Raw genomic sequence first — 20711 nt, 5'->3', positions numbered from 1 at the left:
CAACACCTCTGCTTTTTTGATAGCTTAAGTGTATCGAAAACCAGTAAGGTAAGACGATGACCCATGGTTTGAAATCCCCTCCGCCTTAAGGCGGATTAACCTCATTCCTTTTGTTCCCCTTGCTCCATTTTTAATTCTTGAAATTCCTTCTGATCATTTTCCCAGGCAACGCCTATCATCTCATTCTCATCACTTTTATTCAGTTCGATTAAATTTAATAGTGGCTCCTCTACACCTTTTTCAATCACCTGGATGGTGACGCTCCCATTCTGACCAAGCTCAGGCTTGATCCACTCAAATACTTTCGTTAAATCTTGAACAACGTCATGATGTCCAGGATAAAAACCATCCGTCTCGTAATAAAGCGCTAGAAGCATATTTGAACACTTGCCATCCTGATCAATTGCATTGCAACTAATCCAATGCGCTTCATGTGTATCCTGATCGGAAACGTTCGGAATGATACGCTCTTCGTCTAGCGTCTTCATTTTCGGTATCAATCGTTCTTCAATCTCGTGACTAAGCGTACTTGGATGTTCTTCTGCAATCTCCTTCTTCAAATCCGCTATCGATGAAATCAACTGGACATCTTTAATTAGTAACTCCATCTGGTAGCCTTCCTTCGCTTCATCCGGGCGCCAAAACACCATCAATTGACCAATATCCACACCTTTTGATCGAATCCATTCAATCAGTTCCATCATATCTTTTAGCGCTACTTCTTTTAATCCATAGCGACTGAGCAAGTGATCGTCCTGAACATTTAAGCGATAAAATCCTTCCTCCGTATAATCGAGGTATGTACTATATTGTCCTTCTTTTATTCTAGTAAATCCAAATTCGCTAATGTCCAACATATCGGCTTCAATCGTTTGGTACTTCTCGTAAGTTTTCTTTCCTTTTTCGTAGTCATCTCCCTCTACATTTGTGCGAAATAAACCATTAACATCAATCCAAAAATCAAAGTCCGGATTATCTTTTAGAGCGACTTTATGCTCTGTATCTCCTAAGTTTGCTTTACTACTATTGCCAGCATAAACGAGGGTAATTTCTTCCCCATACTTCTTTTTCATATACTTGTTTATTTCATCTTCAGGATCAGCGAAAAACCCACTAAAATATGTCACCACCATCCATATGATGATCCCTGTTAAGATGAGAAGAAAAAGGAAGACACCTCCAACAATCCAGGCAACTATTTTCCCTGTGGAAGACATCCCTTTCTTATTTCCTTTTTTCTGTTTCTCCTGCACACTTTTAGCCTCCTCTGGCGGCAACTCTAGCTTTCATTATAGCGATCTATAAAAAGAATGCATACAGAATATTCCTTTCAAACAAGCGAAAAACCCTTTTGCAGTTTTATAAACTTACAAAAGGGTCCGCTAATGAATTGGCACATTAAAGATCATCGACAATAATATAAGTCGCTTTTACCGGTCCATGTACACCTACAATTAAATTCATTTCGATGTCCGCGCTGTTGCTTGGCCCCGTTACAAAGCTTATGCAGGAAGGAACAAGATTCCCTTTCTTCTCTTCTTCATGAATCAATTGACTCGCCTGCGTCATTCGAGGTACGAGCGTACTCTTTGGGATAATCGCAATGAACGTTTCTGGTAGTAAACTAATGGAGCGACCATTATACCGGTCGTTAAACAACGTCACGGTTCCAGATTCAGCTAACGTGATATCACTAAAGACAATCCCCGCCCCTGCTCGTTCAGCAAACGACACATTTTCTTGCCCTTTCGCTTCATCCCAAATGTGAACGTCATAGCCCTCCAATTGAATTTCTTGATAGAAATTTGTTAAGCCGGTTGCTTCATTCCTTGATCCACCTGCACCAACTACTTTCGTTACATCATAGTTTAGAAGGACAGAGCGTAACGTATCTCCTAGCCTCTCCAAATCCGTTCTCATAAAAGACGTGTGAATGATTTTACACTGCTCCTCCAATTTCTCGACGAGCTCTTCTTGCGTTGCTCCTTGAAACACGCGCTCCTGCGGATGAACGGAATAATGGGGCGCTTCTACGTTCCTTTTCCGTGATCGCCCTAGCTGCTCTGCCAGATTGTCCAAAAACGCTTCACGATGATGAATGGCCATTACTGATCACTCCTTTGCTCTCGTTTTTGGTACCAATCCCTGAAGCGCTCTCTCGCTGGTGCTGGAAAATCACGTTGCTCTGTCCAGCCTTTCATCGGCCCAGGTCCTTTTTCGATATATTCCTCTTTCGTCCATGGTTTTAACGTCGTTCTTGCCATTTTCGTCGATAGCTTATATGCGGCAGGAGTGGAAGCCCACTTCGCAAAACCCATCATCATCATTTTTTCCGCTTTGGTCGTCATCTTTTCACGTTCTACGATGATTTCGCGATGTCTGATTAAATGCTCATGAAGCGGAATTTTGACCGGACATGCTTCGGTACACGCAGCACACAAGGTCGAAGCATATGGAAGGTCTTTATGATCATCGTATCCATCCAGCAAAGGTGTAAGTACAGCGCCAATCGGTCCTGGATAAATCGAACCATATGAATGCCCACCAACATGACGATAAACAGGACACGCATTAATACACGCAGCACAGCGAATGCAATGAAGAGCTGACTGAAACTCAGTTCCTAGTATTTTCGACCGTCCATTGTCGACAATAACCAGATGAAAATCTTCCGGACCATCTACTTCATCTTCAAGCCGCGTTCCAGTTAATGCTGTAATATAGCTCGTCAGTTTTTGTCCTACAGCTGCACGAGTCAACAAGCTAACAACGACTTCTAAGTCCTCCCAAGTTGGCACGATTCGTTCCATGCCCATCACAGAAATTTGGGTATCTGGAAGAGACGTTACCATTCTCGCATTCCCTTCATTCGTGACAAGCGTGATTGCTCCAGATTCCGCAACCGCAAAGTTACATCCTGTTACCCCAATATCTGCTTCTAAGAAGTCTTGACGCAGTTGTTCTCGAGCAAAAGCGGCAAGCTCAACAGGATCATCCGAACCAGTATAGCCTTTCTTCTTCATAAACGTTTCGCGAATTTGCTCTTTGTTTTTATGAAGCGCTGGCGTCACGATATGAGAAGGTGGATCCTCGTCCAACTGTAAAATCCATTCACCAAGGTCTGATTCAACAACTTCACAACCGCTTTTTTCGAGTGCTTCATTCAGGCCAATTTCTTCAGTGACCATCGATTTTGATTTCACAACTTTTTTCGCTTGTTTTTTCTTCGCAATCTCCTGAATGTACTCGTTCGCTTCTTTCGCTGTTTCTGCAAAAAAGACGGTTCCTCCTCGTTTTTCCACCTGCTCACTTAATTGATGCAAATAATAATCCAGGTTTTCCATCGTGTGAGAACGAATCTCTTCACCAAGCGTCCTCCAATCTTCCCAATCCCCTAGCTCTTCCGCTGCTTTTAATCGCCCTGATCTGAAGCGTCCTTGAGCGCTGGAGACAGCTTTTCTCATAAAGGCATTATTAAGGCCATCTTGAATTCGTTCAGCATAAGGTTTATGCCCAATTTTAATACTCATCTCTATCCCTCCTCACTGAGTGTTCAATACTTGTGCGATATGAAGAAACTTCACTTCCTGTCCATTCCTTCGTAACCGACCGCCCATATTCATGACGCATCCCATATCGCCACCAATTAAGTAGTCAGCATGCGTTTCTTCAATATGCTCGGCTTTCTCTTGGACCATCTGCCCGGATATGTGTGAATTTTTGACAGCGAATGTTCCACCAAACCCACAGCAGTCCTCTTTCATTGGAAGGTCAATGAGATTTAGACCTTTCACATTTTCTAATAAAATTCTCGGAGCGTCCTTCACACCTAACAAACGCGTCATATGGCACGACGGATGATACGTTGCCGTTCCAGTAAATGTAGCGCCTACGTCTTCCACTTTTAGGACATCCACCAAAAATTGCGTGAGCTCAAATGTTTTGTCCGAAAGCTTACGCGCTCGCTCAGCCCACTCCGGTTCACCAGCTAACACTTTCGGATATTCCTTCAGCATATGGACGCAGGAACCAGATGGTCCAACAACATATTCCGCTTGTTCAAAGGCTTTGATCATTTGCTTCATCGCTTGGATTGACTCGCTTTTGTATCCGCTGTTATAAGCTGGCTGTCCACAACACGTTTGTCCGACGGGAAAATCAACTTCACACCCAAAACGTTCTAACAGTTCCACCGTATCCTTTCCAACATCGGGGGTGAATGTGTCACATAAACAAGTAATAAATAATGAAACCTTCATAAATAATCCCTCCCATTTTAAACATAAGGTCATCTGATGACTAGAAGAAATAAAAAGGAAACTGTGTTACTCAGATCCCTTTACTTAATAAAATTAGCTAGTGAAGCTTCCACGTTGTTAAGGTGCGCGAACATGGCTTCTCGTGCTTTTTCCTCATGACGAGATTCAATCGCGGCTAATATGGTTTGATGTTCCTGCAACAAGCGTTCTGTACCTTCAGGCGTATGAAGCAGTTTTCGCGTTTCTCGCATCGCCTGCATCATAATTTCTGAGACACTATTCATTAAATTAATGAGCATGTGGTTGTGAGTCGCTTTCACTAACGCCATATGAAACGCTAAATCAGCCTGATCTCCAATTTCACCACTGCCCTTTGCCTCTTCCATTTTCCTAAGGGCATCCTTCATCGGAAACAAATCTTCTTCTTTATGTGAGGAGGCTGCTGATCCAGCTGCGCCAACTTCTAAAATCTTTCGTACTTCCAATAGTTCCTTCAGATCTTCTGACTTCATCAAAAATGCGACGGATACAGGAAGCGAAAAACGCGAGGCGTCAAAGGACTTCACATACGTCCCTTCTCCCTGCCGCATTTCAAGAATACCCATTGCTCGAAGCGCACTTAACGATTCTCGAATAGCCGACCTTCCAACATTGAAGTTTTTAGCTAATACTTCTACGCTATCGAGTTTATCGCCAGACTTTAACGTGCCATTTTTTAACGATTCGAGCAAAGAATCTGCGACTTGTTCATAGATCTTCTTCGATCGAATCGGTTTATATTCCACCATTCTTACTCCAACTTCCCATCATGTGTTACTTCTATCTTACTCTAAAACAGACAATTGGAAAAGTTATCGGGTCATTAAAACACCATCGTCGTAACGAAAGCGGCTACTCCAACTAACAGTCCATATAGTAACGCAGGCAATAGCGTTTTTCGAATGATATCCCCTTCTTTTCCAGAAAGACCAACAACTGTACCAGCTGCAACCACATTATGAACACAAATCATATTACCAGCAGCAGCGCCAATGACTTGTAAGGATAGAATCGTATCCTTTGCAAGGGCTGTTTCCTCTGCAATGCTATATTGGATCGGTGAAAAGGTTAGCGTTGATACTGTTGCACTTCCGGTAATAAAGGCTCCTAATTCACCAAGAAACGGAGCCGCAAACACCCACATGGAACCAAATCCACTCGCAAGGGTTTGCGCTATGTATTGAGGCATGCTAATCAAATCATTCGCATTCATTCCTGTGTTCGTAAAAACTTGTACAAGAGCTAAGGTGGCGAGTAACGCTAATGCAGCATCTTTCATCGATATAATCGATTCTTTTGCAGCGGCCGAAAAATGACCCAAGGATTTTCGTTGAATAACCACAGCAAGTAGAGTCGCCAAAATTAATACCGTACCTGGTGAATACAAGACCTGCCACTTTGAAGTTATTCCCTCAATCCCCAAAATATTCGTCCATGATAAATCCACCCAACTTAATACAAAGTTTTTGACAGCAGGTACAATTCTCGTCATTAACAAGAGGCCCACGATAATCAAATATGGAGACCATGCGGACGCCAATCCCATGTTCGAGCCTTTTTCTTCGATGACAAAATCCTCTTGAAGGGCATCCTGCCACGATGTCTTTGGAAGCAAAAATCCTTTTTTTGCAGTGATCGTAGCGACAACTAAACCAGTCAGAGAAGCTAGAATCGCAACAAACTCGTGACCGAACAAAACCGCATAGAGATACGCTGATGACGTATAAGTAAGTCCAATCATCAATGTCCACGGCAGCATCTCAACCGCATCCTTCAATCCCTTCTTCTTTCCAAAAAAGACCGTGAGAACGACAACTAATATAAACGGAATAAACGTGCCGGCAAATAAATCAAAGAAAGCAATCTGTACACCGATTCCTTGATAAAAAGACAAACCCGCATCTGGTAGATTACTAAGTCCAACTTGAATGGGCGTTCCAACAGCGCCATATGAGACGGACGAACTATCTGCAATCAGAGCAATGGCCGCAGCTGCCATCGGTGTAAATCCTAATGCGACAAGAAGTGGTCCCGTGAGCGCCGCTGGAGTACCAAATCCTGCAGCCCCTTCGATTAAAGCGCCAAATAGAAAAGCGACTATGACAATTTGGACCCGCATGTCAGTAGAAATATTTCGAAACCCTTGATTAATGCGATTCACGGCACCTGTTCGCCGAAGTGTATTTAATAAGGCGATAGCCCCGAACAAAATAAATAAAATCGTCAGCGCCTTATGCGATCCCTCCAAAACAGACGCTAAAATGACGTCTCCCTCTACTTCCCATACAAAAAAAGATAAGATGATCACAATGATTGCGCTGAAAAACATTCCCTTTTTAGCCGGCATCCGAAGGAGTACTAAAAAGAGAAAAGGGGCTAAAATGGCACTTAAAGCTACAAGCAACAGCATTTACATACCTCCACTTCATAGTTCGATAACTTGTGTTAGCGCTTTCAGTTAACGTTAATAACAACAGGTCATCAGATGACCTGTTGTTTTAGTTTATACTGAATCTACCTACAGTTACAAGCCTTTTTAAAAATTCAATCTTTTAAAGTGATGCTTTTCACCAAAAATTAGAATAATCCTAGCTGAATCTGTTTCTTTAGAGCGGGGTCTATTACTTTAACTCTCATAAAACCATTACATTTCGATTATCATATAAAAAAGCTCCCCCCAGTCCTAAAACTGGAGGAAGCTTTAAATCCACTCAGATATTCCGAGCAGCTGGGAGCATGAATTACATCATGCCGCCCATACCGCCCATTCCACCCATGCCGCCCATATCAGGCATGCCACCGCCGCCTGCATTTTCCTCAGGCTTATCAGCGATAACTGCTTCTGTTGTAAGAAGCATAGCCGATACAGATGCTGCATTTTGTAGAGCAGAACGCGTTACTTTAGTTGGGTCAACGATACCAGCGTCAACCATGTTTACCCACTCACCAGTAAGGGCGTTGAAGCCAATACCGATTTTCTCACTCTTAAGACGCTCAACCACAACAGATCCTTCAAGGCCAGCGTTGTGAGAGATCTGACGGATTGGCTCTTCAAGAGCACGAAGAACAATCTTAACGCCAGTTGCTTCGTCACCAGTAGCTTCTACAGCTTGAACAGCCTTAACGACGTTCACTAGTGCTGTACCACCACCGGATACGATTCCTTCTTCAACCGCTGCGCGAGTTGAGTTAAGAGCATCTTCAATGCGAAGCTTACGCTCTTTCAATTCCGTTTCAGTTGCCGCACCAACTTTGATGACAGCTACGCCGCCAGCAAGCTTAGCAAGACGTTCCTGAAGCTTCTCTTTATCGAACTCAGAAGTTGTTTCTTCTAGCTGAGCTTTGATTTGGTTAACACGAGCTGCGATCTTATCAGTTTCGCCGGAACCTTCAACGATTGTTGTGTTTTCTTTCGTTACAACAACTTTAGAAGCGCGACCAAGCTGAGTGATGTTCGCTTGTTTCAGGTCAAGACCAAGATCTTCTGTGATCACTTCAGCACCAGTAAGTGTACCGATGTCTTCAAGCATCGCTTTACGACGATCACCGAATCCTGGAGCTTTAACAGCTACTGCGTTAAACGTTCCGCGAAGCTTGTTCACAACAAGTGTTGCAAGTGCTTCACCTTCAACGTCTTCAGCAATCATAAGAAGTGGCTTACCTTGTTGTACGACTTGTTCAAGGACAGGTAGGACATCTTGGATGCTCGCGATCTTCTTATCCGTAATTAGGATATATGGATCTTCTAGAACAGCTTCCATTTTGTCGGAATCTGTTACCATGTATGGAGATGCATATCCACGGTCGAACTGCATACCTTCTACTACTTCAAGCTCAGTAGCAAATCCTTTTGATTCTTCAACAGTGATAACGCCGTCGTTACCAACGCGCTCCATTGCTTCAGCGATCAATTGACCTACTTCTTCGTCAGCAGCAGAGATAGACGCAACTTGTGCGATTGACTCTTTGCCTTCGATTGGCTTAGAAATGTTTTTGAGCTCTTCAACAGCTGCTCTCGTAGCTTTCTCGATCCCTTTACGGATAACCATTGGGTTCGCACCAGATGCTACGTTTTTAAGACCTTCGCGTACCATAGCTTGTGCAAGGACAGTTGCAGTAGTTGTACCGTCACCGGCAACATCGTTTGTTTTGCTTGCTACTTCAGCTACGAGCTTTGCACCCATGTTTTCAAATGCATCTTCAAGCTCGATTTCTTTCGCGATCGTTACACCATCGTTTGTGATTAGTGGAGATCCGAATTTCTTCTCGAGGACAACGTTACGTCCTTTTGGTCCGAGTGTAACTTTAACTGCATTCGCAAGAGAATCAACACCGCGAAGCATTGCGCGACGGGCTTCTTCACTGAACTTAATATCTTTTGCCATTTGTTACCCTCCTAAATGTATGTAGTGCTTTTATTTTTGTAATTACTTACTTACGACTGCAAGAATGTCGTTTTCACGAAGGATTAGATACTCTTTGCCGTCATACTTTACTTCAGTACCAGCGTATTTGCTGTAAATAACAGCATCGCCTTCTGACACTTCAAGAGCGACACGCTCTCCACCATCAGTAAGTGCACCGCTACCTACAGATACGACGCGACCTTCTTGTGGCTTTTCTTTCGCAGAATCCGGAAGCACGATCCCACTAGACGTTTTTTCTTCTAATTGAATTGGTTCGATGACAACACGATCACCTAAAGGCTTTAACAACTCAAACACCCTCCTCAGATGGAAATTATGGTTTGATTCGTTTTTTAGCACTCACCATCGTCGAGTGCTAACACATGTATATAATAAATAATTCAGTACCCTTTTGCAAGTAGTAAAGTTGATTTTTTTTTCAGTTTTTTCTTTTCTTACCTACTCGCCACAACCTGACATAATATGCTAAGACTTCTGTCCCGTTTTTCGATAAGTTTCGATTCGGTCGTTCTAATCACATTATGAAGTCTTATGAACGGCATTCCCTTTTCAAAGTGTGTTAAACTAATACGAGTATGCACATTGCCTTATAAGGCACGCAAACCATTTAAAGGAGTAATGATTCTTGGCCAAACACTATTGGACTATACTGATTACCTATATTGTCATGCAGCTTTCAGGGGTTGTAGGCGTTCCTTTACTTCAGAGATTTAACATCGCTGATCCCATTGTTACCTGGTCAGTTTTTAGTTTTCTTACTGCCCTGATTATTATGTTGTTTCTTCTCCGCTCCACTCCTGATGTTCCATTTGAACGCTCTGCTCGCGTTTCACCTGGCCAGGCAGTCGGATGGAGTGTGCTAGGCGTATTTATGGCCTATGCTTCCCAAATTATTGCAGCTATGATCGAGATGAATGTATTTGGCATTGATCCTGGTTCTGAGAACACAGAAATGCTTATTGAAGTGGCAAAGGCTTCCCCTATTTTTATCATTGTAACGTCCATTATTGGACCAATTCTTGAAGAAATCGTTTTTCGAAAAGTTATTTTCGGATCATTATACAAACGATTTAACTTCTGGATCGCCGGCATTCTTAGCTCAGTTATATTTGCAGCGATTCACTTTGACTTTTCCCACATACTCATCTATACAGCAATGGGTCTAACCTTTGCCTTTCTATATGTGAAAACAAAGCGTCTGATCGTACCGATTATTGCACACATGACAATGAATACATTTGTTGTGTTAATTAACGTCTATTTTGCTGATGATATTATGGAGATGGAAAAGCAGCTTAATCAGACGCAATCGTTTATTGGAGGACTCTTTTCATGAAACTCTCACCAACTATTATGGGTTTTTTCTATCTAGGACTCGGGTCGCTCTTTACGTACCTTGCGATCCAAAGTGCTAGTAGTAACGGCGAAATGTGGAGCTTTTATACAATTCTACTGATGGTTCTTGCCACAGTGGATTTCGTATATGCCATTCGTTTTTTCGTCCTTAGAAAACGGATCACACAACTTAAGAAAAAAGATGAAAACAAAAAGCGGTAGGGATTCCTACCGCTTTTTGTTTGGCATTTATTAATTTCCTTCTTCCTGAGCTTCCTCAAGAATTCTTTTTGCTTCAGCCTGTAACCTCTTCCGATAACCATATCGGGACACAATGATACTAAATTCGTAAAGTAGTAAAAGCGGTACAGTTACCATAAGATGTGAAATAATTTCAGGTGGTGTAATCATCCCCGCTATAACGAGAAGGACAAAGTACGCATACTTTCTAATCTGTACAAGCATTGCTGGATTTAACATACCAAGCCTTGTAAAGAAAAGAACGATGACAGGCAACTGAAAGACAAATCCAAAAGGCAGTGTTAACTGAAACAAGAAGCTAAAATATTGATTCGCTCCATACATCTCTTGAATGTTTAGGCTTTGTGCAAGGTTCCCCACAAAATCGATCACAAATGGAAAGAGTACAAAATAGGAAAAGGAAACGCCGCCAAGAAATAAAATGAACACCGCTGGTATATAAGATAATGTTACTTTGCGTTCATGTTCAAACAAGCCGGGTGATATAAACGCCCAGAGCTGGTAGAGCGCAAGTGGTGATGTCATAATAAAAGCAATTAAAAAGGCGAAGCTGAAATACACTTTTAATGGGTCAGTCAGATGAAACGCGTTCATCGGTATACCCTGCGCTTCAGGAGCATGCTGCAGGAACACAATGACTGGCTTAGCCAGAAACAGCCCCGCAATAAAGGAAAGAATTAAGAAAACGACAGTAATAATAACCCGTTTTCTTAATTCCTCTAAATGATCATAGATGGATTGCTTCTGATCCTCCATTCACTATCCGTCCTAACCGATTACTTGTCGTTATTTTTCTTATCATTTGGTTCATCGTCATCATCCGCTAAACCTTTTGTTGCGTTTTTAAACTCACGAAGCGTGTTACCTGCTGCTTTACCTAGCTCAGGTAATTTCTTCGGTCCGAATATTATCAAAGCAACCACGGCAACTAATGCGATACTTGCGCCACCCATTCCCATGCGTGTCACCTCCTTATCATGTCGTTATACTGGGTAATGCTTCATGAAATAGACGAGTGCTTGTAATTCGACTGCTAGATCAATATGATGCACTCGTATATGATCCGGAACAGTTAGACGAGCTGGGGTGAAGTTTAATATTCCTTTGATGCCTGTCTCATCCATTTGATCGGCAATTGACTGAGCGACATGGACAGGGACAGTTAAAATAACAACCGATACGTCATTTTCTTTAAGTCGCTTTTTAAATTCATCAATATGATAAACGGGTACTCCGCCAATTTCCTGTCCGACTTTTTCGGAATCGGCATCAAAAGCGAGCTCAATTTTTGTATTATTATTTTTTATAAAATTGTAATGTAGAAAGGCAGTTCCAAGATTACCTACGCCAATCAGCGCAACCTTAGTCGTTTCATCCTGATCAAGGGTCTTACTAAAAAAGGATAACAAATAATGGACGTTGTACCCATACCCTTTTTTACCAAGAGCACCAAAATAACTGAAATCTCTGCGGATTGTAGCGGAATCTACCTTAATGGCATCACTAAGTTCTGCTGAGGAAACACGCTGTTTTCCAGATGCACTTAGATTTTTTAAATATCGATAATAGAGCGGCAGTCTTTTTGCTGTCGCCTGCGGAATTTTTGTTTGATCAATATCCATACACTACCTCCATATTGATCTCCGCGCTCCATCGTCACCTTATTCGCGCGTATAATCCCCGCTTTTACCTCCTGTTTTCGTAACAAGATAGGTTTCCCCGATAACGATGCCTTTATCCACCGCTTTGCACATATCATAAACAGTTAATGCCGCCGCGGATGCTGCCGTCAGCGCTTCCATTTCAACGCCAGTACTCCCGCTCGTTTTCACATGAGCCTCGATGATCAGCTCGTAAGATGGGGAATGATCCTGCCAGTCAAAATGAAGGTCAACGCCAGAAAGCGCTATCGGATGACACATAGGGATGAGATCAGATGTTTTTTTTGCTGCCATAATGCCGGCAATTTGAGCGACTTGAAGTACATCGCCTTTTTTCATCGTTCCCGCTTGGATACCTGAATAAATTGGTTCACTCACCTGAACGCTCGTACGTGCGGTAGCCGTTCGAACAGAGGGAGTTTTATCAGTAATATCGACCATTCTTGCTCGGCCTTCTTCATTAAAGTGAGTAAATGAACTCATGTTTGCCCCTTTCCTCATACTGAGATGATTGAAGGATATTGCTGCTACTTGTGACTATACACCATTTCTTGCGATTTTGCTGTTTTTTTGATGACTTTTTTTGTTATGTCATGAACATTCGTTTAGTTGCTCAGCTTGTCCTCTCTGCGGTAAACTTAAGGGAACGTCGGATAATGCCGAACGATCGGTGATACACGAGGAGATCAGCTTATCCTTACAATCCGCTTTTCACGGATATAAGGAAGGAATTAGAGGTGAACGAACATGATCGTATTGCAAGTAAATGGACTCACGAAATCATTTGGTGCTGATACCATTTTATCGAATATTAAATTAGAAGTACAATCACGAGACCGCGTTGCGCTTGTAGGGCGGAACGGCGCTGGTAAATCTACTCTGCTAAAGATGATAACCGGGCAACTTTCATATGATTCAGGCGATATTATTAAACCAAAAGATGTGGCTGTTGGTTATATGGCGCAAGACACTGGACTCGAATCTGGACTTTCGATCTGGGATGAAATGCTAAGCGTCTTTGAACGATTTCAAAAGATGGAATTAGAACTTAGACAATATGAACAAAAGATGGGTAATCCAAAAGTGTACGAAAATCAGGTTGAATACGAGCGAATTTTAAAAGAATATGACGAGCTTCAAGTTGCCTTTAAAGATCAAGGTGGTTATAAGTACGAAGCAGACATTCGTACCGTATTACACGGACTTAACTTTAAAGATTTTGATTACAGTACAAAAATCTCAACGCTTAGCGGTGGACAAAAGACACGACTCGCTCTCGGAAAGCTTTTGCTTACAAAACCTGAGCTACTTATTCTAGATGAGCCGACAAACCATCTAGATATTGAAACACTTACATGGCTTGAAGGCTACCTTCAAAACTATTCTGGTGCCTTATTAATTGTCTCTCACGATCGTTATTTCCTCGATAAAATTGTAACTAAAGTGTACGAGATTTCTAGACACCGTGCGGAACGTTTTGAAGGTAACTATAGTTACTATCTTGATGAAAAAGAACAACGTTATGAGCAGCAACTTAAGGAGTTTGAGAAACAACAAAAAGAAATTGCCAAGCTAGAAGACTTTGTTGCGAAAAACATTGTCCGCGCTTCAACAACGAAACGCGCGCAAAGTCGTCGCAAACAGCTCGATCGGATGGAACGTCTTGATAAGCCTAAAGGTGATGAAAAATCAGCCAACATTACATTTGGTATTGATAAACAGACAGGTAATGATGTCCTAACCCTGAGAGAATTATCGATCGGATACCCTAAAAATGTTATAAACGATCACCTAACATTTGATTTAAAGCGACAAGAAAGTGTCGCTCTTGTAGGTCCGAACGGAATAGGAAAATCAACATTGCTAAAAGCAATCGTATCAGGGGAGACGCTACTCGACGGCGATATTCATTACGGAAGCAATGTTCAAATCGGTTTTTATGACCAAGAACAAACCAACCTCCACTCGAACAAGACCGTTTTAAAAGAACTTTGGGATGATTTCCCTCTTACTGATGAGAAAGATATTCGCGCCGTACTAGGTCGCTTCTTATTTACCGGCGATGATGTGTTGAAGAACGTTTCTGATTTAAGTGGTGGCGAAAAAGGCCGACTTGCTCTCTCCAAATTAATGATGAAAAAATCCAACCTTCTCATTCTGGATGAGCCAACAAACCATCTTGACCTTGATAGCAAAGAAATACTGGAGGACGCGCTGATTCAGTTCCCAGGTACAATCCTATTTGTCTCACATGATCGATACTTTATTAACAGAATCGCAACGCGTGTTATCGAGCTTTCAACGGATGGTGTTACACCTTATCTAGGTGACTATGATTATTATGTTGAAAAAAAGCAGGAACTTGCTGAACTTGCAGCGCTTGAACAACAAAATAATGAAGTTACTCAATCTCTTTCATCTGGCAAATCTAGCTTTAAGCAAGATAAAGAAACAAAACGCCAAGAACGTCAAATGCTCCGACGAATTGAAGAGATTGAAAAAGAAGTGGATGACGCTGAATTACGCATTGCTGCAATCGAAGAAGAGTTATGTATTCCAGACGTCTTCGAAGATCATGAAAAAGTAATGAAGTTAAATGAAGAAATGGATCATTTGCGGCATGTGACGGAAACACTCATGGAAGAATGGGAACAATTACAGGAAGCCTAATAAAAAAAACAGTCCACAGTGGACTGTTTTTTTATTAGGCAAGAATTTTCCGACATATTCACACTATCCACACACTTATGCACAATTGAATAGCTGACAAACCTCATTTTCTAAAAATTATTAACATTATCAACAAGACACTAACTAGTTATCCACAATTTAAGAGAACCTCATTGGATTAAGCTTTCTCTTATAATGTCCACACTATTCTCCTGATTGTGGATAATTGTTCTTATTAACATCCTCTTTCCCGTTCAGCCAAAACGACAATTAGACGCTTTATAACAAAAAAACCAGGATTAGATTCCCAGTTCTAATCCCGGATTTGCGTTAAGTTGAAGGCTAGAACGTTTACCTTTTCGATAAGCGATCGTTCCAGCAGCTGCAATCATCGCAGCATTATCCGTACAATAATACAATGGTGGAATCACAAGCTCTCTACCGCTATCTTCAAAAGCTTCTAATAAAGAACTTCTTAGGCCCTTGTTTGCTGCTACACCACCAGCAAGAAGAACTTGTTTCACGCCATACTCTTCAGCCGCTCGCAACGTCTTCGTAACCAGTACTTCGACAACAGAAGCCTGAAAACTTGCCGCAAGATCCTCCGGTTTCAGTTCTTCGTTACGTTGTTTCGCGTTATGAACAGTGTTAATAACCGCCGACTTCAAACCACTAAAGCTAAAATCATATGACCCTTTTTCAAGCCAGGCACGAGGCAGTGGAACTGATGGTTCTCCTTCAGCTGCCAATCGATCAATATGTGGTCCTCCCGGGTAAGGAAGCTGTAGCGTTCTTGCGACTTTATCATAAGCTTCTCCAGCTGCGTCATCACGTGTTTCACCGATTACCTCAAACTCACCTTCAGACGGCATATAAACAAGCTCCGTATGCCCACCAGACACTACCAGCGCTAGCAGTGGATAAGTTAACTCTGCTACAAGCTGATTGGCATAAATATGCCCTGCAATGTGGTGTGTACCGATTAGTGGCTTCTGGTGAGCGAAAGCAAGCGCTTTGGCTGTATTTACACCGATTAAGAGTGCCCCCACAAGTCCGGGGCCCTCAGTCACAGCAATGCCATCAATCTCATCCATTGTAAGTCCTGCTTCATTTAAAGCTTCTTCAAGAATCAATGTCATTTGCTCCACATGATGCCTTGAAGCAATTTCAGGGACGACGCCTCCAAAACGTTTATGACTTTCAATCTGAGACGCTACCACGTTCGCTAATACTTCTTTCCCATCTTTTACGATCGCAACTGCTGTTTCATCGCAGCTTGTTTCAATTCCTAATATAATTTCATGTTTATTTTCCATTTAAATTCACCCACATTACTAGCGCATCCTCTTGATTATCTGTGTAATAATTTTTGCGAATGCCGCCTTCTTCAAAACCAAATTTCCGATATAGATTTTGCGCTACGATATTCGACACGCGAACCTCAAGTGTTATTTTTAATGCCCCGCGTGATTTTGCAAAATGAATTGCTTTGTTTAGAAGCGCTTCTCCTAGTTTCATCCCGCGATACTCTGGATGAAGAGCGATATTCGTAATATGCGCCTCATCAATAATGACCCATACCCCGCAATAGCCTGCTACTTCTTCTCCAACTTCCAGTAGAAGATAAGTCGCGAAATGATTTATGACGATTTCATTATAAAAAGCAGATCTGCTCCATGGTGTTGGAAAAGTTGCGTGCTCAATCCGCATCACAGCCTCAATATCTTCAATGGTCATCGATCGAAACGATACCGTATCATTCATCGCAAATCCCCTACTTTTTCTGTGAAGCTAGCCACTTTGCTTCAGCTTCAGCCATTCTTACATAGTTTGGTGTAAACTGATGAACATCTTCCACCGGTTCATGACTTGCCCCTAACCTTGCAAGATCAGCAGGCCTAGCATTTAAACTACTCGAGGGTGCGAACACTGCTTTGTCACCCAATATTGCTTTAATTCCTTCTTTGTGCATTGTTAGATCTCCGCTAATAAATAAAAAACGCTCATATCGATCTTTATTTTCCTGAAGCCACTCTTCAAATAGCACAATCTGATCTTCCGTTTCTCTTTCAACTTCTATTCCATTCGCTTTATACACACTCATATACACTTGTCCGCGTCTTGCATCAAAAAATGGAACGATGGCTCCAGAGAAATAACGCCCATTCTGGGCCAGTACTTCTAAACTAGACACTCCGACAAGAGGTTTGGATAACGTCCACGCTAACGTCTTAGCAATGCTAATGCCAATGCGCAGTCCTGTATAAGAACCTGGTCCTTTTGCCACTACGATTCGATCAAGGTCAGCAGGCTTCACTTGAACTTCTTCTAACAGTTGCTCAACAGCTGGCATTAACCGAACCGAATGGTTTTTCTTTATATTTGTTATCAGTTCTCCGACAACCGTGCCATCCACCATAATGGACACACCCATGCAGTAGTTCGAAGAATCAATGGCTAGTACTTTCATGTTGCAACTCCTTACATAACGACTCATAAAAAGAACCAAATGGTCTTAAGATAAGCCGACGTTCTGAATCTCTTTGATGATAAATTTCTACTCTGAGGAGCTGTTCTGGCAGCATATCCTGAATGAATTTTGCCCATTCGACCACTGTCACGCCTTCTCCTTCAAAGTATTCGCTAAAACCAAGGTCTTCATCACTCTCTTCAAGACGATAAGCGTCCATGTGAAAAAGAGGAATGTTTCCTTCATATTCTTTTATAATCGTAAAGGTAGGGCTATTCACTATTTTCGTAACCCCTAACCCCTTTCCGATTCCCTTCGTAAAGGTTGTCTTGCCAGCACCTAAATCTCCTTCAAGTGTTAACACACAGCCTGGCTTTAGCTTGTCAGCAAGCTTTCTGCCAAACGCCATCGTTTCTTCTGGAGATTTCATGATGAAAGCATATCCACTCATGTTCATCACCTATTCTTTAGACGAGAAGTGATTGTAACCCTTCTTGTCCAATTTGAATTTTTGATCTTTATAACTCATCCATACACTTGTTCCTTTATCTTCTACATGGCCAATTTTATAGATGGATTCCTGGTGTTCTTGAAAAACTTCAACCACTTTTGCCCAGTCATCCTCCGCGACAGTGCCGATCAATTCATAATCTTCTCCGCCATTTAACATCCATTCTAACCTTTGAAAAGAGGAGTATGCCTCAAACCCTTCAGGCGCCGGAATTGCGTCTTGATTAAGGACAATGGAAACGTCACTTGCTTCTGCAATCTCGTGAGACTCACTTGCTATTCCGTCACTCACGTCGTTTAACGAAATGCGATATCCACTCTTGGCGAGAATACGCCCTTGTTTGACACGAGGGTGGGGCTCCTGGTGGAACTGAACATAGGCTCCATCACTGCCCTCACCCTTAAGTAATGAAGAAAGTCCAGCAGCCGAACCACCCACAGGTCCAGTCAGAAATACGACGTCACCTGCCTTCGCATTACTCCTAAGAAGTTTACGTCCTTTTTCGACTTTACCGATAACAGTAATCGCAATATGAAGATCGCCTCTCGTAGATACTGTATCGCCACCGATCATGTCCATCTCATATAGGTCGCCGATCTCTTTAATCCCCTTGTATATTTCTTTTAGCTGTTTCGATGACCATCCCGTTTGTGGCACAGAAATCGATACAAGATAAAACATCGGAATACCACCCATTGCAGCAATATCACTTATATTAACAGCAAGCGCTTTTCGACCGGTTTGAAAAGGGGATAACGTACTCTTCTTAAAATGGATGCCTTCGACCATAGTATCGGTACAGACGATTTCATCCCAATCGGATTCAATGTGGTAAAGAGCCGCATCGTCTCCAATCCCCTGAATCAATTCTTTTCGAAATGTATAAGCTGGCGTAATGGATTGAATAAACGCAAATTCATCTTTCACCACACTCATCTCTCTTTCTATTTTATAAAAAAACCTTAGGAATTTCATCCTAAGGTGCTTTTTCTATCAGTTTATCTTACTTGACAACAAATTCACATATTTGTTTCAAAAAACTTATATTTTCTTCAGATATTTAGAAGGGTACATAAATTTAAGTATAAAAAAAAAGCGATCTAATCGCTCTTGAAAAAATGGCGGTCTCGACGGGAATCGAACCCGCGATCTCCTGCGTGACAGGCAGGCATGTTAACCGCTACACCACGAGACCAGTATGTAATGTTTGAACAATGTACACTTACGATTGTGAGAAATAATACCAAGTTATCAGTTTAGGTTGCCTCTAAAGAGACTACAATAAAAATTTAACAAGGAAGATTAATCGACGTAGGTAAATTTTTGGTTGCGGGGGCAGGATTTGAACCTGCGACCTTTGGGTTATGAGCCCAACGAGCTACCGAACTGCTCCACCCCGCGACAATGTAAATATAAATGTGTTGCACCTGCTTCATAAGGCTGTGCATGTTATGACATGAATTAGTATGTCATATGGACACAAATAATACTATACCAGATAAATGTAATGAATGCAAGCATTAGAAACAAAAGAAAAAACCCCTGTTACAGGGATTTCTCTACAGCATTTTTGAATGCATCAACAATATCATTTTCGTTTTCAATTCCTACAGAAATGCGAACGAGCTGTTTATTGATTCCAAGCTTCTGTCTAGTATCTTCTGGTACTGTTCTGTGGGAAGTAGCAATCGGATAAGAAACCGTTGTATCTAACCCAGCCAGAGTTGGTATAATCTTTACCCATCCTAGTGACTTGAAGAATGTTTTCACATCGGTTTCATCATCTAGCTCAATGGAAACCATAGCTCCCGAACCTCTTTCAGCTACATATTCAGGATAATAAACATTTTTAATCCCGTTAATATTTATTAATTCACTTGCAAGGATAGCTGCATTCCTCACGTGACGTTCCATTCGTACACTCATCGTTTTTAACCCACGGCAACCTAGCCATGCTTCAAATGGACTAAGATTAGCTCCAAGGTTAATCACTTTGGCTTTTGCCTTGGCCATCAGATCTTCTCTTCCTACTAGTACACCTGCTGTTACATCACTATGACCGCCAATATATTTTGTTGCGCTATGTACAACAAGATCAATTCCTAGTTGGTAAGGCTGAAGAAGATAAGGTGTAGCAAACGTATTGTCTACCATAGTAATAAGTTTATGTTTTTGGCCAAGATTTTTAAGAAGGTCTAAATCCTCGACTCTTAATAGAGGGTTTGTGACAGATTCAGTATAAAGCAATTTCGTATTTGGTCGTATCGCACTCTCAATTTCTTCTTTGTCTGTAAAATCCACAAAAGAGACTTCTATTCCGAAGTCAGGAAGTTCTCCATGAAAAAGCGAATAGGTTCCTCCGTAAAGATCTTCACATGCGACGATGTGATCGCCAGCTTTGACAACGGAAAGCACCCCAGCAAGAATAGCAGATAAGCCAGAAGATGTCGCAATACCCTTAGGAGCACCCTCGAGGTCTGCTACACCCATTCCTAGATCATCTGTATTCGGATTACTAACGCGTGTGTACAAATAGTCTTTTTTACCTTCATAAAATGATTCCAAATCATCGAGATCCTCAAACACAAATGCAGAGGTTTGATAAATCGGCTGGACTTTACTTGCTGTATCGGCTTTCGGCTTTCTTGGAAAACGTACGGCTTTTGTATCGAAATGAAAATCCATTTATTTTCCCCTTCCATTAAATAAAATTCTTTTTCATTAACTGTACGTCTTCTAAGCGTTAATTTCAAGGAATAGCATTCGAAATTTTCGATTTATTCTCTTCAAAAAGATAAAAGCTATGTATTGATAGAGATGAATTACGTTTTTATCGTTTTTATTCCGTGATATTTTAAATAATTCCGCGAACGATATGAATGAGAGCTTGGAGCAAGTGAAAACTCATCCATAAAACCATACAAAAAAAGCGAGACACCGTTTGGTCTCTCGCCTTTTTATCATTGCCCAGCGACGTCCTACTCTTGCAGGGGGAGATCCCCCAACTACCATCGGCGCTGAAGAGCTTAACTTCCGTGTTCGGCATGGGAACGGGTGTGACCTCTTCGCCATCGTCAC

At 41.8% G+C, this 20711-nt stretch carries 21 protein-coding genes, 2 tRNA genes and 1 rRNA gene; 3 read left to right on the top strand and 21 right to left on the bottom strand.

Translation table 11 applies throughout. The features are described 5' to 3' along the window. Window positions 1–101: 101 nt before the first annotated feature. The 8 genes from LCL91_RS21340 to groES form a co-directional block, all read right to left on the bottom strand. Complete coding sequence (locus LCL91_RS21340; RefSeq protein WP_224885400.1) at window positions 102–1253, bottom strand: hypothetical protein; 1152 nt, start codon at window positions 1251–1253, stop codon at window positions 102–104. 145 nt (window positions 1254–1398) lie between these two features. Beyond that, window positions 1399–2106 (bottom strand): LutC/YkgG family protein, encoded by a 708-nt coding sequence (locus tag LCL91_RS21335; protein WP_224885398.1) that lies wholly within the window; start codon window positions 2104–2106, stop codon window positions 1399–1401. Then, window positions 2106–3530, bottom strand: coding sequence for a LutB/LldF family L-lactate oxidation iron-sulfur protein (locus LCL91_RS21330; RefSeq protein ID WP_224885397.1), 1425 nt, complete (start codon window positions 3528–3530; stop codon window positions 2106–2108). The genes LCL91_RS21335 and LCL91_RS21330 overlap by 1 nt, the downstream gene beginning before the upstream one ends. A 12-nt stretch (window positions 3531–3542) precedes the next feature. Further along, window positions 3543–4259: a (Fe-S)-binding protein gene (locus tag LCL91_RS21325; RefSeq protein WP_224885395.1), complete on the bottom strand. Its 717-nt coding sequence runs from the start codon at window positions 4257–4259 to the stop codon at window positions 3543–3545. An 80-nt stretch (window positions 4260–4339) separates the two neighbouring features. Then, a complete protein-coding gene (locus tag LCL91_RS21320; protein WP_369522974.1) occupies window positions 4340–5044 on the bottom strand; it encodes a FadR/GntR family transcriptional regulator in 705 nt (234 codons plus the stop codon). A 77-nt stretch (window positions 5045–5121) separates the two neighbouring features. Next, window positions 5122–6708 carry an L-lactate permease gene (locus LCL91_RS21315; protein WP_224885393.1) on the bottom strand — a complete coding sequence of 529 codons (1587 nt, stop codon included), beginning with the start codon at window positions 6706–6708 and terminating at the stop codon, window positions 5122–5124. 331 nt (window positions 6709–7039) lie between these two features. Beyond that, complete coding sequence (gene groL / locus LCL91_RS21310) at window positions 7040–8683, bottom strand: chaperonin GroEL (protein ID WP_224885391.1); 1644 nt, start codon at window positions 8681–8683, stop codon at window positions 7040–7042. A gap of 42 nt (window positions 8684–8725) precedes the next feature. Then, window positions 8726–9013 (bottom strand): co-chaperone GroES, encoded by a 288-nt coding sequence (groES, locus tag LCL91_RS21305; RefSeq protein WP_136948907.1) that lies wholly within the window; start codon window positions 9011–9013, stop codon window positions 8726–8728. Window positions 9014–9350: 337 nt separating this feature from the next. Between groES and LCL91_RS21300 the strand changes: the two genes are divergently transcribed. Continuing rightward, window positions 9351–10061 (top strand): CPBP family intramembrane glutamic endopeptidase, encoded by a 711-nt coding sequence (locus LCL91_RS21300; RefSeq protein WP_224885388.1) that lies wholly within the window; start codon window positions 9351–9353, stop codon window positions 10059–10061. Next, the gene (locus LCL91_RS21295) at window positions 10058–10282 is read left to right on the top strand and encodes a YdiK family protein (RefSeq protein ID WP_159780912.1); all 225 of its coding nucleotides are present in this window, start codon (window positions 10058–10060) and stop codon (window positions 10280–10282) included. The genes LCL91_RS21300 and LCL91_RS21295 overlap by 4 nt, the downstream gene beginning before the upstream one ends. A gap of 30 nt (window positions 10283–10312) precedes the next feature. On the opposite strand, the gene tatC is transcribed toward LCL91_RS21295, so the two are convergent. From tatC to moaC, 4 genes are read right to left on the bottom strand one after another with little or no spacing between them, the layout of a single operon-like run. Beyond that, a complete protein-coding gene (tatC, locus tag LCL91_RS21290) occupies window positions 10313–11077 on the bottom strand; it encodes a twin-arginine translocase subunit TatC (RefSeq protein WP_224885386.1) in 765 nt (254 codons plus the stop codon). Between the two features lie 20 nt (window positions 11078–11097). Further along, a complete protein-coding gene (locus LCL91_RS21285; protein ID WP_048313069.1) occupies window positions 11098–11280 on the bottom strand; it encodes a twin-arginine translocase TatA/TatE family subunit in 183 nt (60 codons plus the stop codon). A gap of 24 nt (window positions 11281–11304) precedes the next feature. Continuing rightward, window positions 11305–11937, bottom strand: a complete 633-nt coding sequence (locus LCL91_RS21280) for a redox-sensing transcriptional repressor Rex (protein WP_224885415.1) — start codon at window positions 11935–11937, stop codon at window positions 11305–11307. 45 nt (window positions 11938–11982) lie between these two features. Beyond that, window positions 11983–12465, bottom strand: a complete 483-nt coding sequence (moaC, locus tag LCL91_RS21275) for a cyclic pyranopterin monophosphate synthase MoaC (protein ID WP_159780909.1) — start codon at window positions 12463–12465, stop codon at window positions 11983–11985. Window positions 12466–12729: 264 nt separating this feature from the next. On the opposite strand from moaC, the gene abc-f reads away from it, so the two are divergent. Beyond that, on the top strand, window positions 12730–14652 hold the full coding sequence (gene abc-f / locus LCL91_RS21270) for a ribosomal protection-like ABC-F family protein (RefSeq protein ID WP_224885384.1): 1923 nt from the start codon (window positions 12730–12732) through the stop codon (window positions 14650–14652). 299 nt (window positions 14653–14951) lie between these two features. Here the strand turns inward: abc-f and tsaD are convergent, their stop codons facing one another. The 9 genes from tsaD to rrf form a co-directional block, all read right to left on the bottom strand. Continuing rightward, window positions 14952–15968 carry a tRNA (adenosine(37)-N6)-threonylcarbamoyltransferase complex transferase subunit TsaD gene (gene tsaD / locus LCL91_RS21265; RefSeq protein ID WP_224885381.1) on the bottom strand — a complete coding sequence of 339 codons (1017 nt, stop codon included), beginning with the start codon at window positions 15966–15968 and terminating at the stop codon, window positions 14952–14954. Further along, on the bottom strand, window positions 15958–16416 hold the full coding sequence (rimI, locus tag LCL91_RS21260) for a ribosomal protein S18-alanine N-acetyltransferase (protein WP_224885379.1): 459 nt from the start codon (window positions 16414–16416) through the stop codon (window positions 15958–15960). Before rimI ends, tsaD begins: the two co-directional genes overlap by 11 nt. A gap of 10 nt (window positions 16417–16426) precedes the next feature. Further along, entirely contained in the window at window positions 16427–17122 is a 696-nt protein-coding gene (gene tsaB / locus LCL91_RS21255) for a tRNA (adenosine(37)-N6)-threonylcarbamoyltransferase complex dimerization subunit type 1 TsaB (RefSeq protein ID WP_224885377.1), read from the bottom strand. Next, window positions 17103–17573 carry a tRNA (adenosine(37)-N6)-threonylcarbamoyltransferase complex ATPase subunit type 1 TsaE gene (gene tsaE, locus LCL91_RS21250; protein WP_224885375.1) on the bottom strand — a complete coding sequence of 157 codons (471 nt, stop codon included), beginning with the start codon at window positions 17571–17573 and terminating at the stop codon, window positions 17103–17105. The genes tsaB and tsaE overlap by 20 nt, the downstream gene beginning before the upstream one ends. Before the next feature lie 9 nt (window positions 17574–17582). After that, on the bottom strand, window positions 17583–18563 hold the full coding sequence (thiL, locus tag LCL91_RS21245) for a thiamine-phosphate kinase (protein WP_425589709.1): 981 nt from the start codon (window positions 18561–18563) through the stop codon (window positions 17583–17585). Window positions 18564–18752: 189 nt separating this feature from the next. Then, window positions 18753–18828 (bottom strand) — tRNA-Asp (locus LCL91_RS21240). A 129-nt stretch (window positions 18829–18957) separates the two neighbouring features. Beyond that, window positions 18958–19034, bottom strand: a tRNA-Met gene (locus tag LCL91_RS21235). Window positions 19035–19178: 144 nt separating this feature from the next. Further along, window positions 19179–20318, bottom strand: coding sequence for a trans-sulfuration enzyme family protein (locus LCL91_RS21230; RefSeq protein WP_224885371.1), 1140 nt, complete (start codon window positions 20316–20318; stop codon window positions 19179–19181). Window positions 20319–20598: 280 nt separating this feature from the next. Beyond that, window positions 20599–20711: ribosomal RNA gene (gene rrf, locus LCL91_RS21225) — 5S ribosomal RNA — on the bottom strand; the annotation flags it as partial.

It is taken from the genome of Guptibacillus hwajinpoensis, from assembly GCF_020171785.1.
In the GTDB taxonomy this organism is placed as follows: domain Bacteria; phylum Bacillota; class Bacilli; order Bacillales; family Guptibacillaceae; genus Guptibacillus; species Guptibacillus sedimenti.
Note: the sequence above shows the minus strand (reverse complement) of the source record. Positions and strands in the feature narration are given on the sequence as shown.